The sequence below is a fragment of the Delftia sp. RIT313 genome (assembly GCF_000632165.1).
GTDB lineage: Bacteria > Pseudomonadota > Gammaproteobacteria > Burkholderiales > Burkholderiaceae_C > Comamonas > Comamonas acidovorans.
On sequence record NZ_JFYT01000056.1, the window covers coordinates 1 to 15896 of the forward strand.

Genomic DNA, 15896 nt, shown 5'->3' on the forward strand with positions numbered 1-15896 from the left:
GGGCTGGGCCACGGGCCGGATGTTCATCAGGTAGCCGTAGATCAGGTCCGAGTCTTCGCGGCTCATCAGGTGGTAGGAGGCATAGGGCATGGCCGGGTAGAGCTGGCGCCCGCCCGGTGCCGTGCCGCGGGTGACGGCGGCGTGGAATTCCTCGGCCGTCCAGCGGCCTATGCCGTGGTCCGGATCGGGGGTGATGTTGGTGCCGTAGAGGGTGCCGAAGGGCGTGGGCAGGGGCTTGCCGCCCGCAAAGGGCTGGCCTTCCCGGGCGCCACCCATGCCACCCACCCCGTCATGGCAGGCCATGCAGTCGGCGGCGCGCGCCAGGTACAGGCCCTGGGCCAGCTGCTGGGGGCTGCGGTGAACGGCCTGCGGCTCGCGCTGCGGCACATGGGGCCGGTTGCCCCAGACGGCGGCAATGGCAAACAGCACGGCCAGCAGCAGGAGGACGAGCAGCAGCCCGCGCCAGCGGCGCCTGGGCCTGCGCGGTGGCGGGGGGCGGGCACCGCTGTAGTCGGCAGGTGGCGCGGCGGTGGCGGAGCCGGTGGCGGCGGCAGGGGCGGCTGCGCTGGGGTCGGCGGCGGACATGGCGCTCATCCTTTCAAGGTCAGCCCGGGCGTGTTCAGGACCAGGTCCTTCACGGCCGCGTAGTAGCGCACATAGCCGGTGCAGCGGCACAGGTGGGGCTGCAGCGCCTCGCCCACGACCTGTTCCACATCGGCCGCGCGGATGGGCGCCTTGGCCAGGCGCTCGACCAGCACCGTGGCCGCGATGACGAAGCCCGGCGTGCAGTAGCCGCACTGGAAGCTGAAATGCTCCAGGTACTTCTGCTGCACGGGGCTGATGGCGATGACCTTGCGCGGCTGGCCCGAGGCGCCGGGCGGGGGCGGGGGCGCGGTGTCCGCGCCGGCCGGGTCGGCAATGCCTTCGATGGTGCGGACCTTGCGGCCCTGGAAGTAGTGGGCGCCGGTGATGCAGGTGCGCATCTCGCGGCTGCCCTCGGGACCGTCCACGATGATGGTGCAGGCCCGGCATTCGCCGATGCCGCAGCCCAGGCGCGAGCCGGTGAGGTTCAGGTATTCGTGCAGGAAGTCGATCATGGGCATGCCTTCGGGCACGTCCATGGGGCCGACGCTCTGGCCGTTGACGGTCAGCGACAAGGGGCGCGGGACAAGGCTCATGGTGCGAGTGCCTCCCTGATCTTTTGCGGGGTCACGGGCAGGTCGTGGAAGCGCTTGCCAATGGCGTGGTGCAGTCCGTTGACGATGGCGGCGACGATGGGAATCATCACCACCTCGGCAATGCCCTTGGGCGGATCGGTGTCCGACAGCGGTGCCAGCAGCTCGGCCGTCTGCTTCCAGACCGCCACCTCGCTGCCGCGCGGCAGGTGGTAGCGGTGGAAGTTCCAGTTGCCGTCGCCGGGGCCGCCCTCGTACAGCGGCATGGTTTCGTACAGGGCGTGGCCTATGCCCATGGCGATGCCGCCTTCAAGCTGGCCGTGCACCAGCTCGGGCACGATGGGCCGCCCGCACTCCATGATGGAGTGGTGGGCCAGCAGCTCGACCGCGCCCGTGCCCGTGTCCACCGCCAGCTCGACCAGGGCCGCATTGGCGCTGTAGTAGGTGACGCCCGCGTTGTTGCGCTGCATGGGCGGATAGAACAGGTTGCGCCGCGCAATCATGCGGTAGCCGGCGGCGCTGCGCCGCGCTGTGAGAGAGGCCTCGACGGGCGTGGCCGCCTGCGGCGTGTCGGTGGTGTCAGGGGCAGGCGTGACGGCGCCGGCATCGGGCGCGCTGCCCAGGCGCACGGCCAGCGCGTCCAGCGGCCGGCGCGCGCTGGTGCCCAGGATGTCGAAGTCGGCCTCGGCCCATTGCCAGCGGTTGAAGGTATGGCCCACGGCGCCCGTGACCAGCTGCATGGCATGGGCCTTCTGGGCCAGGGCCTGCAGGGACAGCGGCTGCATGCCGTTGGCCGTGAGCATGCCGTTGACCCAGCGCGCGTCCTCGCGGCGCACCACGTAGGGCGCCTTCTGGCCGCCGCCCGTGCCCTGGCTCCAGATGGCGACGGCGGCCGGCCACAGGCCGTGCTCGAAGACCACGCGCGCCGTCTCGCTGGTGGCGTGGCTGTAGTAGTAGGCCGAGTTGCTGGCGCTGGCCGGCGAGGCGTAGACCGGCGTCCACAGCGGCCGGGCGGCGAAGCGGTCCTGGTCGGCCTGGGGCATGGTGTAGTTGTCGCCCTCGGCCTTGAGCGGCAGCTCCGGCCAGTCCAGGCAGGCGGTCTGCAGCTCGTCGGCGGGCTTGCCGAACCACTGCACGCACAACTGGGCCTGCGAGGTGCCCATGCCCGTGCCGATCTCGGTGCCCGAATGGTGCAGCAGCACGCGGCCCTGGGGCGATATCTCGATGCGGGCGAAGGCCGCCTCGCCGCCCGTGCCGAAGTCCTTTTGCACGCAGGCAAAGCCCACGCCGTAGCGCTGGCCCGGGTGGCTGGCCTCGTAGGCGGTCTTGCGCTTGGCGCGCTCGGTCCACAGCGGATGGCGGCGGGCGCGCTCCAGCACCTCGTCGGCGCGCAGTGCGCCAGCGGCAATGGCGCCCTGGGTGTTCTTGGCGCCCGAGGTCAGCACGTTGCGCAGGCGCAGCTCGATGGGGTCGATCTGCAGCAGTTCGGCGATTTCGTCCACCATCATTTCGGTGGCCGCCATGCTCTGCAGCGTGCCGTAGCCGCGTGCCGAGCCCGCGTCCAGCGCGCGGCTGGCAAGAGCCACGGCGGTGATGTCGTTCTTGGGAAAGTAGTAGATGGACTGCGCCGCCGTGCCGCCCACCATGGCGACCGAGGGCGAGAAGTTGGCCCGGCCGCCGCCATTGGCCGTCATGTTGGCCACCAGGCTCTGGAAGAGGCCGGTCTTCCTGTCGATGGCCATGGTGTAGTCGATCTCGAAGGCATGGCGCTTGAGCGAGGACTGGAACTGCTCGAACCGGTCATTGGCCAGGCGCACGGGCTTGCCGTCCGCATACAGCGCGCAGACCAGGCCGTAGTAGGGCATGGGCGCGTGGTCCTTGGAGCCGTAGCCCACCGTGTAGCACGGGTGCACGAAAAGGTTCTTGAGCGGGAACCTGCTGGCCTGCACCATCTGCGCAGCCCATTCGGCCACTTCGTGCGGCGATTGCGTGGCCAGCACCATGTGCAGGCTTTGCGTGGCCGCGTCATACCAGCAGTTGGCGTTGTCGGGTTCCAGCGCGGCCGTGTCCACCGATTGCGTGGCGTAGTGGCGCTGCAGCACCAGCCAGTCGGCGGGCGGCGTGGCCAGCTCCTGGGCGATCTGCTCGGCCGCGCGCAGGCCGCGTGCCGTGACCGCGTCGGCCTTGGAGATCTGCGGCCAGACCAGCGGCTTGCGTTCGGCGGGGAACAGCGGGGCATCGCGCAGGCTGGAGAACACGTCGTCGTCAAAGGCCGTGGCGCCGCCCTGGCGCACATAGCGGAACACGCCCCAGGGCGGACGGTCCAGCGCGCCCGTGATGCGGCCGTAGCGGATGACGCCGGCCGTGGCCTGCAGCCTTTCCTTGGCAAAGCGAAAGCGCGCGAAGTCGTGGTAGATGAGGATGGCCACGGCCTGGCCCAGGTAGGCGGGGGTCTTGCCTGCGGGCAGCAGCATGTCCTCGCCATAGAACTCGGGAAAGGCCAGGCCGTCGCGCGCCAGGTCTTCGGCGGTGACCACGCGGTCGGGCGCCAGCTCGCCGTCCAGTGCGGAAAGGTCCATGCCGTCGAACAGCCGGTCGGCCAGCGTGGTGCGCACGATGAAGGCATGGGATTGCTGCTGGGGCCAGTGCGGCATGTCGCGTGCGCGGATGTCGCGGGCGAAGACCTTGGCGCCCATGACCTTGGAGCGGCCATCGAGCCGCATGCGCGGCAGCTGCGTGGCCGGCTCGCGGGCCACGCTGCCCAGGACGCGGTCTTCAAAGAGGGCTGCATAGGCCTGGCTGGCCAGCGGCGCCACCCAGACGCTGACGCCTGCGATGCTGGCGGCCTGCAGAAAGCCGCGCCGCGACAAGGGAGCCGTGCCGGCCTGGCTGCCGGCGCCGGAGTGTTGTTCTGGGCGCATGGCGCTCTTCTCCTGTGGGGTTGAGCCCACTGTAGGAGGGCGCATGCCGCGCGGCCTGTCAGCAAAGGCTGCTTCTGGCGTCAGCGCGGCGGCAGCGGCAGGTGCGTGCCATCATCAAAAGCAGGAGCGGGCCGGGGCCGCCAGGCCGAGACGGCAGCGTGCCGGCCGCGCTGTCAATCAGACGCCGCCGCAAGAAGGGCCTTGCCGCAGTGCTCCGTGGCGCCGCGCATAGCCCGGCAGGGCAAGGGCGTGTCCACATTCAGGCATAGTTGAGGGTTGTGCAGAAAGTAGTGAAGTCCCGGGCATAACCGGAGCTTCTTATTACTTTATTTTTTTATAGTTTGCGTTTTTATACGCGCAACCTATATTTGCTCCCACTTCCCAACAATGCGCAGCGGCGTCCCCAGGCCGTCCTGCGCCGCGGCGTTTTTTCATGATCGAGATTCGGGATCTTTCCCTGACCTACAAGGGCCCCACCGGGCCCGTCCATGCCTTGCGGGGCATCAACCTGCAGATCGAGTCGGGCGAGGTGTTCGGCATCATCGGCCGCAGCGGCGCGGGCAAAAGCTCGCTGGTGCGCTGCCTGAACCTGCTCAACCGCCCGACCTCCGGCCAGGTGCTGGTGGGCGGCCGTGACCTGATGCAGCTCAGCGATGCCGAGCTGCGCACGGCGCGCCGCGACATCGGCATGGTGTTCCAGCATTTCAACCTGCTGTCCTCGCGCACGGTGTTCGACAACGCCGCGCTGCCGCTGGAGATGGCGGGCATGTCGGCCGACGACATCAAGAAGCGCGTGGACCCGTTGCTGGACCTGGTGGGCCTGAGCGCGCTGCGCGACCGCTATCCGGCACAGATCTCGGGCGGGCAAAAGCAGCGCGTGGGCATTGCGCGCGCGCTGGCCAGCCACCCCAAGGTGCTGCTGTCCGACGAAGCCACATCGGCCCTGGACCCCGAGACCACGCGCTCCATCCTGGACCTGCTGCGCAAGGTCAACCGCGAACTGGGCCTGACCGTGGTGCTGATCACGCACCAGATGCAGGTGATCAAGCAGATCGCCGACCGCGTGGCCGTGATCGACGGCGGCGAGATTGCCGAGCTGGGCCCCGTGATCGACGTGTTCACGCGCCCGCAGCAGGCCATCACGCGCAGCCTGATCGACGAGATCGTGCCCCAGCAACTGCCCGAGTCGGTGGCCGTGCGCGTGAATGCGCTGGCCGCCCAGCTGGCGCCGGGCCAGCAAGGCCGGCTGCTGCGCCTGTCGTATGCGGGCGAGAGCGCCTACCAGCCCATCCTGTCGCACCTGATCCGCGAGCTGGGGCTGGACCTGTCCATCCTGCATGGCCAGATCGACGAGATCCAGGAGCAGACCTTCGGCTCGCTGGCTGTCTTCGCCAGCGGCGACGCGGCAAAGATCGATGCCGCCGTGGACCATCTGCGCGCCACCGGCGTGCAGGTGCAGATCGTTTCGACCAGGGATTGAGCGATGTTTGAGAATTTTTCGGAAATGATGCTGGAGCTGTTCGTCAGCTCGCTGTGGGAGACCATCATCATGGTCGGCATCTCGGGCCTGGTGGGCGGCCTGATCGGCATTCCCCTGGGCGTGTTCCTGCGCCTGACCGACCACGGCGGCGTGCTGCAAAACGGCCCGGCCAACAAGATCGTGGGCTGGATCGTCAATGCCCTGCGCTCCACTCCCTTCATCATCCTGCTGGTGGCCATCATCCCGCTGACGCGGCTGATCACGGGCTCGTCCATTGGCACCTGGGCGGCCGTGGTGCCGCTGACCATTGCGGCAGCGCCCTTCGTGGCGCGCCTGGTGGAGACCGCGCTGCGCGAGGTGGACAACGGCCTGGTGGAAGCGGCCCAGTCCATGGGCGCCACCACGGGCCAGATCGTCTGGAAGATCCTGCTGCCCGAGGCGCTGCCCGGCATCGTGGCGGGCCTGACCATCAGCTTCGTGAGCCTGACCGGCTACTCGGCCATGGCCGGCGCCATTGGCGGCGGCGGCCTCGGTGACCTGGGCATCCGCTACGGCTACCAGCGCTTTTTGCCCGACGTGATGCTGGCCGTGGTCATCATCCTGATCTTCTTCGTTCAGGCCATCCAGAGCCTGGGCGACTGGGCGGTGCGCAGGCTCAGCCACCGCTGATCCAAACACCCCGGCGGCCGGCGCGGCCGGGGCGGCAAGCTGCCGCGAGACTGTCTGAAAGAGGGATTCCATGAAAAAGCGCGCATTGCTTCAATCGCTGGCCCTGGCCGCCATCCTGCCCCTGGCGGGAATGGCCGCGCTGCCGGCCCATGCGGCCGACGGCTCTGTCACCATCGGCGTGACCTCGGGCCCGCATGCCCAGATCGCCGAGGTGGCCAGGAAGGTGGCCGAGAAGAACGGCCTGAAGGTGAAGCTGGTCGAGTTCGGCGACTTCATCCAGCCCAATGCGGCGCTGTCGCAGGGTGAGCTGGATGCCAACATCTACCAGCACCAGCCCTTCATGGACGCCCAGAACAAGGACCGCGGCTACAAGCTCGTGCCCGTGGCCCGTGCGGTCAACCAGCAGATGGGCGTGTACTCCAAGAAGATCAAAAGCCTGGCCGACCTCAAGAGCGGTGCGCGCGTGGGCATCCCCAACGACCCCACCAACGGCTCGCGCGCACTGATGGTGCTGGCCGCGCAAAAGCTGATCGAACTGAAGACCGGCGCGGGCGCCCGTGCCTCGGTGCTGGACATCACGGCCAATCCGAAGAAGCTGCGCTTCGTGGAGCTGGAGGCCGCCCAGCTGGCGCGCTCGCTGGACGATCTGGACGCCGCCGCCGTCAACAGCAGCTATGCCGTGGCCGCAGGCCTGTCGCCGCAAAAGGATTCGCTGGCGCTGGAAGCCACGGACACGCCCTATGTCACCGTGCTGATCGCCACGCGCGCCGGCCATGAAAAGGACGCGGGCCTGCAGGCCTTCGTCAAGGCCTACCAATCGCCCGAGGTGCGCCAGTTCATCGACACGCAGTTCAAGGGCGCCTACACGGCGGCCTGGTAAGACCATGGGCGCCCTCGCATCCCACCGGGTTTCCGACACGGACTTCGTGGCCGCCATCGGCGTGCAATGGCAGCACCGCCCGCTGGCGCCCGAGCCCGGCCTGGCCGCGCTGCTGGCGCAGGCCCAGCTGGACGATGGCGGCAAGGCCACCGTGGTCCAGGCCGTGGGCATGCTGGTGGTCGACGAATGCGTGGCCCATGGCTACCACAGCATGGACCTGGTTGTGCTGCACCCGGGCACGCAGGGCCTGGACGAGGCGCTGGAGCGCTTCGACAAGCCCCACACCCATGCCGATGACGAGGTGCGCTACATCCTCGAAGGCGAAGGCCTGTTCGGCTTCTTCGATGCCGGCGGCCAAGAGCGCGTGCTGCGCGTGCAGCCCGGCGACTACCTGCGCATACCGGCCGGCGTGGAGCACCGCTTCACGCTGACCGCCACGCGGCGCATCAAGGCGCTGCGCCTGTTCGCCGATACGGCGGGCTGGGTGGCGCAATATACCCAGCGGCCCGCCGCTGCCATGGAGGTGCCTGCATGAGCCTGCCTGTCCCGACACTGTTCCAGACACTTGACGAGGCGCTGTTCACGCGCGCCCAGGACCTGCTGGACGAGGAATGGCTGGCCAAGGATGCCGACCTCGCTCCTGTGCTTCCCGTGGTGCTGGCGCGCGGCGTGGGCCAGGACTGGCACAAGGCCGGCACCTTCCGCCACCACCTGGCGGGCGTGGCCCGTTCGCTGGCGCTGTGGCGCCAGCCGCGCGACGTGCGCCTGCTGGGCCTGCTGCACAGCGTCTACGGCAACGCCTTCGTGGACCTGGTCAAGTTCGACGCGGGCAGCGAGCGCGGCCGCCTGCGCGAGCTGGTGGGCGAGGGCGCCGAGCACCTGGTCTACCTGTTCTGCACCATGAGCCGCACGCAGTTCATGCAGAAGATCCTGGCCGGCGACCTGGCCGAAGACGGCTCCATGGCGCTGGAATCCGCCGGCCGCAGCCAGCGCCTGAGCGCCTATGAGGTGGCGGCCTTCACCATCGTGAGCATGGCCGATGCCATGGAGCAGTGGTTCAGCTGGCAGGAAGACATCTATTCGCAGTTTCCGCAGGTGCAGAACCAGCGGCAGCAGGGCGTGCACTGGGCGGCCTCGCTGTGGCCCGGTCCCATGCGGCCTGCCAGCCGCATGCTCAGCCAGATCAGCGACCTGGGCCTTGCGCTGCAGCATCCGGCGCTGCGCGCCCAGCTGCCGCTGCCGCCGGTGTTCGACCATTGCAGCCGGCAGCTGCCGCCCGGCGACGAGGCCGCTGCCGTGTCGCTGTACTGGTCGGTGATCCAGCTGGACCAGCCGCTGGTGGACCTGGATGCCGCCACGGCCGTGCTGGAAAGCGCCGTGCGCCTGAACCCCTGGGTGGGCGAGCCGCAGATGGTGCTGGCCCAGCTCTACCTGTCTGCCGGCCGTGCCGACGACGCCGCGCGCGCAGCCACCAGCGCGCTGCAGTGCTTCAGCGGCTGGGGCAATGCCTGGGACAAGCGCGTGCAGTGGGACGCCTGGATCGCCTGGACGCGCATCCTGCTGCAGTCGGCGCAGCAGGGAAGCTGGCCCGAGCGCCTGGACAAGCTCAACAACCTGGCCCTGAAGGGCTGAGATGCAAAAAAGCCTGGCGCGAGAGCCAGGCTTTTTTGTGATGGGAACGCGCCCGCGCCTTATTTGGCCGGCGCCGTTTCGGCCTTGGCGGCCGGCGCAGCGCTGGCGGGCACGGCGCCATCATCGATCGCCTCGGGGTGCATGGGCCGGCGTGCATAGCGCTGGGCCAGCACGGCGCAGACCATGAGCTGCAACTGGTGGAAGACCATCAGCGGCAGCACGATGGCGCCCACGGCGCTGGACTCGAACAGCACCTTGGCCATGGGCACGCCGCTGACCAGGCTCTTCTTGGAGCCGCAGAACACCAGGGTGATCTCGTCCTCCTTGGAAAAGCCCAGGCGGCGCGCCGTCCATGACGTGATGACCAGCACCAGGGCCAGCAGAATGGACGACAGCAGCAGCAGGCCCAGCAGCGCAGGCAGGGGCGTCTGCTGCCACAGGCCGCTGATGACGGCGGCGCTGAAGGCCGTGTACACCACCAGCAGGATGGAGCCCTGGTCCACGAACTTCACGCGCTTGGCATGGCGCGAGATGAAGCCGCCGATCACGGGCCGCAGCAGATGGCCCAGCACAAAGGGCAGCAGCAGCTGCAGCGCGATCTTGCCGATGGCCTGCAGCGCGTCGCCCCCTTCGGCGCTCTTGTGCAGCAGCATGCTGACCAGGATGGGCGTGATCACGATGCCCATCAGCGTGGAGGCCGATGCGCTGCACACGGCAGCGGGCATGTTGCCGCGCGCCATGGCCGTGAAGGCGATGGCCGACTGCACCGTGGCCGGCAGCGTGCACAGGAAGAGCACGCCCATGTACATCTCGGGCGTGACCAGGGGCTCCAGCACGGGGCGCAGCGCCCAGCCCAGCAGGGGAAAGAGCACGAAGGTGGCGGCAAAGATGGTCAGGTGCAGGCGCCAGTGGCCTATGCCGGCAAAGATGGCCTCGCGCGAGAGCTTGGCGCCGTGCAGGAAGAACAGCAGGCTGACCATGAGCGTGGTCGCCACCTCCAGCCATTGCGAGACGGCGCCCGAGGCGGGCAGGAAGCTGGCCAGTGCCACGGTGGACAGCAGCATCAGCGTGAAATTGTCAGGGGCGAAGCGGGGGCGTGCCATGGGAAAACTCTCTCCAACTAACTATCGGTTCGTGCAGCCAGGCTGCAAGGCCCCGATTGGACGCCACGGCCATTGAAAAGAGAAATGGATTTATCTGATGGTTTTATAATTTTTCCGTATGAATATCAGCCTGCGCCAGCTGCGCGCCTTCCTGGCCGTGGCGGAAAGCCGCAACTTCAGCCGTGCCGGCGAGCTGATGGCGCTCACCCAGCCCGCCGTCAGCCGCAATGTCACCGAGCTGGAGCAGGCCCTGGGCGTGCAGCTCTTGCACCGCACCACGCGCGAGGTGGAGCTGACCGACGCCGGCCGCCTGCTGCAAGGCCATGCCACGCGCGTGCTGGACGCGCTGGATGAATGCCTGCTCGAAGTCAGCGGCCTAGCCACCCAGCGCCTGGGCAAGGTGCGCGTGGCCAGCAGCCCCACGCTGTCGGCCCACCTGATGCCGCGCTGCATTGCGCGCTGCCGCGAGCAGGCGCCGGGCATCGAGCTGCTGCTGCTGGACCGCATCCAGAGCGATGTGCTGCAAAGCGTGCGCAGCGGCGAGGTGGACTTCGGCGTGGTCATTGACCCGCAAGGCCGCGATGACCTGCACTGCGAAACCATACTCAGCGAGCCCTTTTGCCTGGTCTGCCCGGCCACGCACAGGCTGGCCCGCAAGCGCCAGGTGGCCTGGAGCGACCTGGCCGGCCAGCCGCTGGTACTGCTGGACCACGCCTCGGGCAGCCGCCGCCTGATCGACGCCGCGCTGCAGGCCCACGACGCCGAGGCCGCCGTGGTCCAGGAAGTCGGCCACACCACCACCATCTTCTGCATGCTCCAGGCGGGCCTGGGCCTGAGCGTGGTGCCGGAACTGGCCGTGCCGCAGGAATGGCGAACTCCCGCGAGTGGCGCCACCCCCCCCGATGCCCTCGCCAGCCGCCCCCTCCTGCCGCGCGTGCAGCGCGACATCATGCTGGTGCGCCGCCGCCAGCGCGAACTGTCGCCGGTGGCGCAAAGCGTGTGGGATTTGATCAGGGGGGAGGCGGGGCAGCTGTGAGGCTGTGGCCACAAGCCGCCGCATACGGCCTGATCGCTTCGCGCACGCGGTCCAGCACCAGCGCGTGGGGCGAGGGGGCCAGCCGCCCGGCGCGCACGGCCTGGTATTGGGCGGGGAGGAACTGGCTGAGCATGTTCTCGGGCAGGGCGCAGGCGGACAGGTTGTCCAGCAGCCGCGCCACGGCGGCGTTCACCGCGGGGTCGGCCCAGTAGTAGCGGATGCGGTCGCTGTAGCTGTAGATGCGCAGCAGCCTTTGGGCGCCGGGATCCGGCTGCTCGCCGCGGTAGTAGCGTTCCCAGCTGGCGGGGCGGCCCAGCATGGCGGACTCCAGCACGGCGGGCAGGTGGGAGCGCTGGTGCGCGTCGATGAGCTGCTCTTCGATGGAGGCCAGCGCGAACAGCACCTCGCGCAGCGCAAAGGTGGCGCCGGGGCCGACCTTGAGGATGGCAAAGCCGTCCTGCACCAGCTGGCGCAGGGCCTCGGGCCGCTGGTAGTCGGTGGAGTGGGCTTCGAAGACCAGTTGCGGGTGCTGGCGCAGCAACTGCTTGAGGTCGGCCGCTTCACCGGGCGCGTAGTCCACCACGCGCGTGTGATCGAACTCCACGCCGGGCTGGACCACCATGGCAATGATGCGCGGCCAGACGGGGTCCAGCCCCTGTTGCGCGAAGACTTCACGGTGCACCTGCAGCGTGCGCTGGGCGTCGGCGCGGGCAGTGACTTGCACATGCTCCAGCGCATGCGCGGCGCCGCCGGGCACGGGCACTTCGGTGCCGATCACGTAGACGGGGCCGGGCGCCGGGCAGGTGCTGCCGCGCTCGGCCGCCTGGCAGAGCAGGGCAGCGCGGCGGGCCACGGTTTCGTCGTCCAGCGCCTGGGGGTCGTCTGCGCAGGCCATGCTGGCGTCCAGGTGCAGCTTCACGAAGCCGGCCGCCGCATAGGCGTGTACCAGGTCTTGCGCCAGATCCATGGCCTCGGCGGCTGGAAGATCGGTCCACGCCGTGGGGCCCAGGTGGTCGCCGCCCAGCAGCACGCGGTCGGGCGGCAGGCCGACGCGGTGGGCGATGGCCAGCACGAAGCGGCGGAAGTCGGCGGGCTGCATGCCGGTGTAGCCGCCGAACTGGTTGACCTGGTTGGCGGTGGCTTCCACCAGCAGGGGCGTGCCGTCGTCCAGCGCCTGGTGCATGGCGGCCTCGATGACCAGGGGATGGGCCGAGCAGATGGAGTAGATGCCGAGTGCGCTGCCTGTTGCGCGCGCATCGCCTGCGGCTGCTGGCGTTTGCCCGGAGCGTGACTGCGCCAGGCGGGTGAAGTGGGTGAGATGGGTGGGGTGGGTGAGGTGGGCGGGCATGGTTTCAGCCCTCCATCACCGCATGCCGCAGGTGCTGCGGCTGTTGTGCCAGCAGTGCGTCAAGCCCGGCAAAGCCGGATGTCCCCTCCATCGGCCCCTTGCTGGCGACGGCCAGAGCCCCGGCCGCATTGGCGTAGCGCAGCGATTGCAGTGCGGTCTTGCCCAGGCGCCGGCAGGCGATGAAGGTGGCGCCAAAGCAGTCGCCCGCACCCGTGGGGTCGGCCACGTTCACGCGGAGGGCGTCGAGGTCGATGCGCTCGTCGGCACTGAAGTAGCTGCAGCCGTCGGCGCCGCGCTTGACCACGATTTCGCGCACGCCGCGCGCGAAGATCTCGGCGATGGCGCCGGCCTCGTCGGCCGAGCGGGCCAGCTGCGTGACCTCGTGGCCGCTGGGCAGGAAGATGTCGGTGAACTCCAGGATGTAGGCCAGGGCTTCGCGCATTTCGGGGATGCGCAGCATCTCCTTGCGCACATTCGGATCGAAGGACACGGTGCCGCCCTGGGCTTTGACGATCTCGATGGCCTTCTTCATGGCATCGATGATGCGAAACGAGAACAGCGACGAGCCCATGACATGGAAGTGCGCGCAGTCCTTGGGCACGGCCTGGTTGACCTGCTCGGGCTGCAGCTGTGCCGAGGCGCTGTTGGTGATGTTGAAGATGAAGTCGCGCTCGCCGCTGTCGCGGTAGGTGACGAAGGCGCTGCCCGTGACGGCGCCCTTGCACACGGCGATGGCGCTGGTGTCCACGCCGTCGCGGCGCAGGCGGTCGATGTTGAGCCAGCCAAAATCATCATCGCCCACGCAGCCGATGATGGCGGCCGGATGCCCCAGCCGGGCCACCTGGTCGATGAAGATGGCGGGCGCCCCGCTGGCATAGGGCCCGGCCAGCGGCCCCGGCGCGCGAAAGCTCTGGCCTTTTCGCTCGGCCATGATTTCGACGAGGATCTCGCCCATGGTCATGATGGATTGCATGCTCTCCCTCCCTTTGGAATCAAACCCCGTGCGCCGTTCGCTGCACTGCCGGCCCATGCGTCAGCGCCTGCGCCTGCTGTGCACATCGATGCACACGGCCACCAGAATCACGCTGCCCTTGACGATGAGCTGATAGAAGTAGGGCACGCTCATCAGGTTCATGCCGTTGTTGATGACGCCGATCATCAGCGCCCCTATCAAGGTGCCCGCAACGCTGCCGTGGCCTCCGGCCAGGCGCGTGCCGCCCAGCACGGCGGCGGCAATGGCGTCCAGCTCCCAGCCCATGGCCGCGTTGGGCTGGGCCGAGTACAGGCGCGAGGTGAGCAGCAGGCCGCCCACGGCCGCCATCAGCCCCGACAGCATGAAGATGGCGATCTTGAGGCGCCCCACCCGTATGCCCGCATAGGTGGCCGCCTCGGCATTGCCGCCTGCCAGATAGGTCTTGCGGCCAAAGACGGTACGGGCCAGCACGAAGTGGTTGGCGGCCAGCAGTGCGGCCAGGATCCAGATGGGCACGGGCATGCCCAGCCATTCGCCGTTGCCTATCCACAGAAAGGCCTCGTTGTCCACCGGCGCCGGCATGCCGCCCGAGACGATATAGGCCAGACCCCGGAAGATGCCCATGGTCGCCACCGTCACGATGAAGGACGGCAGATGCAGCAGCGCCGACAGCGAGCCGTTGAGCGCGCCCAGCAGCAGGCCGCACAGCAGCACGGCGGGCAGCACCAGGGCGGGCGCCAGGCCCTGGCCCAGCATCAGGCCGGCCACGCTGCCGGCCAGGGCGACCACCGATCCCACCGAGAGGTCGATCTCGCCCAGCAGCAGCACATAGGTCATGCCGAAGGCCACGATGGCGATGATGGACACCTGCAGCAGCACGTTGCGCAGGTTGCCGGCCGTCAGAAATGCCGGCGACAGCAGGGAGAACAGCAGCACCAGGGCGGCCAGGCCCATGAGGGTGCCGGCGTGGCGCCTCAGCGATCGCCAGCCACCTCGCAAGCCGTCTCGCCATGTTTCCTGGCTGTCCGGGATGCCTTCGGCGGCGTCGGAGGCGTTGGAGGCGTTGGAGGCGTTGGAGGCATTGGAGGAGCCAGACGCGGTGATGCTCAGTTCGGAAGGGGTCATGGCAGTCCTGCTCCGGTGGCGTGCGCCATCACGGTCTCCTGGCGCAGATGGAGAGTGTCCAGGCTCTGGACGAGGCGCTTGTTGCGCATGACCAGCAGCCGGTCGCTCAGGGCCAGTGCCTCGGGCAGTTCCGACGACACCAGGATGACGGCCGTGCCGGCTGCTGCCAGCTCGCGGATCAGGGCATAGATCTCGAACTTCGCGCCCACGTCGATGCCGCGCGTGGGCTCGTCCAGCACCAGCAGCCGGGGCCGCATGGCCAGCCACTTGGCGAACACGATCTTTTGCTGGTTGCCGCCCGACAGCTGGCGCACGGGCTGGTGCAGGCCGGCAACGCGTATCTTCAGCCGCTGCACGCAGGCGCGGGCCAGCGATTGCTCGGCCGCCTCGTCGGTGAGCAGTGCGCCGCCGCGCCCGCTGTGCACCTGCACCATGCAGATGTTGTGCTGCGCGGACTGGTCCAGCACCAGGCCTTGCTCCTTGCGGTTCTCGGTCACGAAGGCCATGCCCTGGCCGATGGCGTCGGCCGGCGAGCGCAGGCGCAGCGGCCGGCCGTGCATGAGGATGCTGCCCGTGCAGCGGTGCATGCCGAACAGCGCATCCATGACATCGGACCGGCCCGAGCCGACCAGACCGAAAAATCCCACGATCTCGCCCGCGTGGACCTCGAAGTCAATGCCTTCGAAGCGCCCGGCCAGGCCCAGGCCGCGCACCTGGAGCAGGGCGCGCGTGCTGCGGTCAGGGGCGGGGCCGCGCGGCGGATAGATGTCCTGCATCTGGCGCCCCACCATGAGCGCGATCAGCGCCCCGATGTGGGTCTCGTCCCGCGCCAGGGTGCAGATGGAGCTGCCATCGCGCATGACGGTGATCTCGTCGGAGATACGCATGATCTCGTCCATGCGGTGCGACACGTAGATGATGGCGCGCCCCTCGGCCTTGAGGCGGGCGATGAGGGTGAAGAGAATCTGCGCCTCGCTGTCGCTGAGCGAGGAGGTGGGCTCGTCCATGATGACGATGCGCGCGGGCTGGGCCAGCGCCTTGGCGATCTCCACCAGCTGGCGCTGGGCCAGCGACAGTTCGGCCACCTGCGCGTTGGGGTTCAGGTCCATGCCCAGTCTGGCCAGCAGCGCGGCGGCGTCGCGGCGCAGTGCGCGGCGGTCCACGCAGCCGGCCCGCTGCGGGAGCCGCGCGGCGAAGAGGTTGTCTGCCACGCTGAGGTTGGGCGCCAGGCTCAGCTCCTGGTGAACGATGGCGATGCCGTGGCGCTGCGCATCGGCGGGGCTGGCCAGCTCGGTGCCGGCACCATCGATCAGCAGCTGGCCGCCATCGGGCCGGTGCACGCCGGCCAGGATCTTGAGCAGGGTGGATTTGCCGGCCCCGTTCTCGCCCAGCAGCGTGTGCACCGTGCCTGCGCGCAGGCGGAAGGACACGCTTTTGAGCGCCTGCACGGCGCCGAAGGATTTGGCCAGCGCCTGGGCCTCGAGCATGGGGGGCGGCGCAACGGCGTCGAGCATGGCACGGCCTGGGTGGCTGTGTGCAGTGGGGCCTGGCATG

Annotated in this window: 13 protein-coding genes and 1 pseudogene; 6 read left to right on the forward strand and 8 right to left on the reverse strand. The window is 69.0% G+C overall.

Annotated elements, in window-relative coordinates; translation table 11 throughout:
- The 3 genes and pseudogenes from BW39_RS16510 to BW39_RS16520 form a co-directional block, all read right to left on the reverse strand.
- Positions 1-585: pseudogene (locus BW39_RS16510) on the reverse strand (c-type cytochrome); the annotation flags it as partial.
- A 5-nt stretch (positions 586-590) separates the two neighbouring features.
- Positions 591-1178 (reverse strand): (2Fe-2S)-binding protein, encoded by a 588-nt coding sequence (locus BW39_RS16515; RefSeq protein ID WP_043823085.1) that lies wholly within the window; start codon positions 1176-1178, stop codon positions 591-593.
- Positions 1175-4096: a xanthine dehydrogenase family protein molybdopterin-binding subunit gene (locus BW39_RS16520; protein ID WP_043823086.1), complete on the reverse strand. Its 2922-nt coding sequence runs from the start codon at positions 4094-4096 to the stop codon at positions 1175-1177. Before BW39_RS16520 ends, BW39_RS16515 begins: the two co-directional genes overlap by 4 nt.
- A gap of 433 nt (positions 4097-4529) precedes the next feature.
- Here BW39_RS16520 and BW39_RS16525 point away from each other — a divergent pair, with 433 nt between their 5' ends.
- From BW39_RS16525 to BW39_RS16545, 5 genes are all read left to right on the forward strand, one after another.
- A complete protein-coding gene (locus tag BW39_RS16525) occupies positions 4530-5576 on the forward strand; it encodes a methionine ABC transporter ATP-binding protein (protein WP_012205010.1) in 1047 nt (348 codons plus the stop codon).
- 3 nt (positions 5577-5579) lie between these two features.
- A complete protein-coding gene (locus BW39_RS16530) occupies positions 5580-6245 on the forward strand; it encodes a methionine ABC transporter permease (RefSeq protein ID WP_043823088.1) in 666 nt (221 codons plus the stop codon).
- A gap of 70 nt (positions 6246-6315) precedes the next feature.
- Positions 6316-7125 carry a MetQ/NlpA family ABC transporter substrate-binding protein gene (locus tag BW39_RS16535; protein ID WP_043823090.1) on the forward strand — a complete coding sequence of 270 codons (810 nt, stop codon included), beginning with the start codon at positions 6316-6318 and terminating at the stop codon, positions 7123-7125.
- A gap of 4 nt (positions 7126-7129) precedes the next feature.
- Positions 7130-7660 (forward strand): cupin domain-containing protein, encoded by a 531-nt coding sequence (locus BW39_RS16540; RefSeq protein WP_043823093.1) that lies wholly within the window; start codon positions 7130-7132, stop codon positions 7658-7660.
- Complete coding sequence (locus BW39_RS16545; RefSeq protein WP_043823096.1) at positions 7657-8757, forward strand: DUF6817 domain-containing protein; 1101 nt, start codon at positions 7657-7659, stop codon at positions 8755-8757. Before BW39_RS16540 ends, BW39_RS16545 begins: the two co-directional genes overlap by 4 nt.
- 59 nt (positions 8758-8816) lie before the next feature.
- Here BW39_RS16545 and BW39_RS16550 read toward each other — a convergent pair whose 3' ends face one another.
- Entirely contained in the window at positions 8817-9860 is a 1044-nt protein-coding gene (locus BW39_RS16550; RefSeq protein WP_043823098.1) for a bile acid:sodium symporter family protein, read from the reverse strand.
- A gap of 118 nt (positions 9861-9978) precedes the next feature.
- On the opposite strand from BW39_RS16550, the gene BW39_RS16555 reads away from it, so the two are divergent.
- Positions 9979-10896, forward strand: coding sequence for a LysR family transcriptional regulator (locus BW39_RS16555; RefSeq protein ID WP_043823101.1), 918 nt, complete (start codon positions 9979-9981; stop codon positions 10894-10896).
- On the opposite strand, the gene BW39_RS16560 is transcribed toward BW39_RS16555, so the two are convergent.
- From BW39_RS16560 to BW39_RS16575, 4 genes are read right to left on the reverse strand one after another with little or no spacing between them, the layout of a single operon-like run.
- The gene (locus BW39_RS16560) at positions 10871-12244 is read right to left on the reverse strand and encodes a D-tagatose-bisphosphate aldolase, class II, non-catalytic subunit (RefSeq protein ID WP_043823103.1); all 1374 of its coding nucleotides are present in this window, start codon (positions 12242-12244) and stop codon (positions 10871-10873) included. The two genes, BW39_RS16555 and BW39_RS16560, sit on opposite strands and share 26 nt — an antisense overlap.
- 4 nt (positions 12245-12248) lie before the next feature.
- A complete protein-coding gene (locus BW39_RS16565; RefSeq protein WP_043823105.1) occupies positions 12249-13217 on the reverse strand; it encodes a tagatose kinase in 969 nt (322 codons plus the stop codon).
- Between the two features lie 60 nt (positions 13218-13277).
- Complete coding sequence (locus tag BW39_RS16570) at positions 13278-14342, reverse strand: ABC transporter permease (protein ID WP_043823107.1); 1065 nt, start codon at positions 14340-14342, stop codon at positions 13278-13280.
- Positions 14339-15856, reverse strand: a complete 1518-nt coding sequence (locus tag BW39_RS16575) for a sugar ABC transporter ATP-binding protein (protein WP_200871522.1) — start codon at positions 15854-15856, stop codon at positions 14339-14341. The genes BW39_RS16570 and BW39_RS16575 overlap by 4 nt, the downstream gene beginning before the upstream one ends.
- Positions 15857-15896: the final 40 nt, after the last annotated feature.

What these genes read in the sequence shown, in the direction of transcription:
- BW39_RS16550 (WP_043823098.1), bottom strand. Translation starts at nt 9,860, where the DNA reads ATGGCACGCCCCCGCTTCGCCCCTGACAATTTCACGCTGATGCTGCTG.
- BW39_RS16535 (WP_043823090.1), top strand. Translation starts at nt 6,316, where the DNA reads ATGAAAAAGCGCGCATTGCTTCAATCGCTGGCCCTGGCCGCCATCCTG.
- BW39_RS16575 (WP_200871522.1), bottom strand. Translation starts at nt 15,856, where the DNA reads ATGCTCGACGCCGTTGCGCCGCCCCCCATGCTCGAGGCCCAGGCGCTG.
- BW39_RS16520 (WP_043823086.1), bottom strand. Translation starts at nt 4,096, where the DNA reads ATGCGCCCAGAACAACACTCCGGCGCCGGCAGCCAGGCCGGCACGGCT.
- BW39_RS16515 (WP_043823085.1), bottom strand. Translation starts at nt 1,178, where the DNA reads ATGAGCCTTGTCCCGCGCCCCTTGTCGCTGACCGTCAACGGCCAGAGC.
- BW39_RS16555 (WP_043823101.1), top strand. Translation starts at nt 9,979, where the DNA reads ATGAATATCAGCCTGCGCCAGCTGCGCGCCTTCCTGGCCGTGGCGGAA.
- BW39_RS16565 (WP_043823105.1), bottom strand. Translation starts at nt 13,217, where the DNA reads ATGCAATCCATCATGACCATGGGCGAGATCCTCGTCGAAATCATGGCC.
- BW39_RS16570 (WP_043823107.1), bottom strand. Translation starts at nt 14,342, where the DNA reads ATGACCCCTTCCGAACTGAGCATCACCGCGTCTGGCTCCTCCAATGCC.
- BW39_RS16560 (WP_043823103.1), bottom strand. Translation starts at nt 12,244, where the DNA reads ATGCCCGCCCACCTCACCCACCCCACCCATCTCACCCACTTCACCCGC.
- BW39_RS16530 (WP_043823088.1), top strand. Translation starts at nt 5,580, where the DNA reads ATGTTTGAGAATTTTTCGGAAATGATGCTGGAGCTGTTCGTCAGCTCG.
- BW39_RS16525 (WP_012205010.1), top strand. Translation starts at nt 4,530, where the DNA reads ATGATCGAGATTCGGGATCTTTCCCTGACCTACAAGGGCCCCACCGGG.
- BW39_RS16545 (WP_043823096.1), top strand. Translation starts at nt 7,657, where the DNA reads ATGAGCCTGCCTGTCCCGACACTGTTCCAGACACTTGACGAGGCGCTG.
- BW39_RS16540 (WP_043823093.1), top strand. Translation starts at nt 7,130, where the DNA reads ATGGGCGCCCTCGCATCCCACCGGGTTTCCGACACGGACTTCGTGGCC.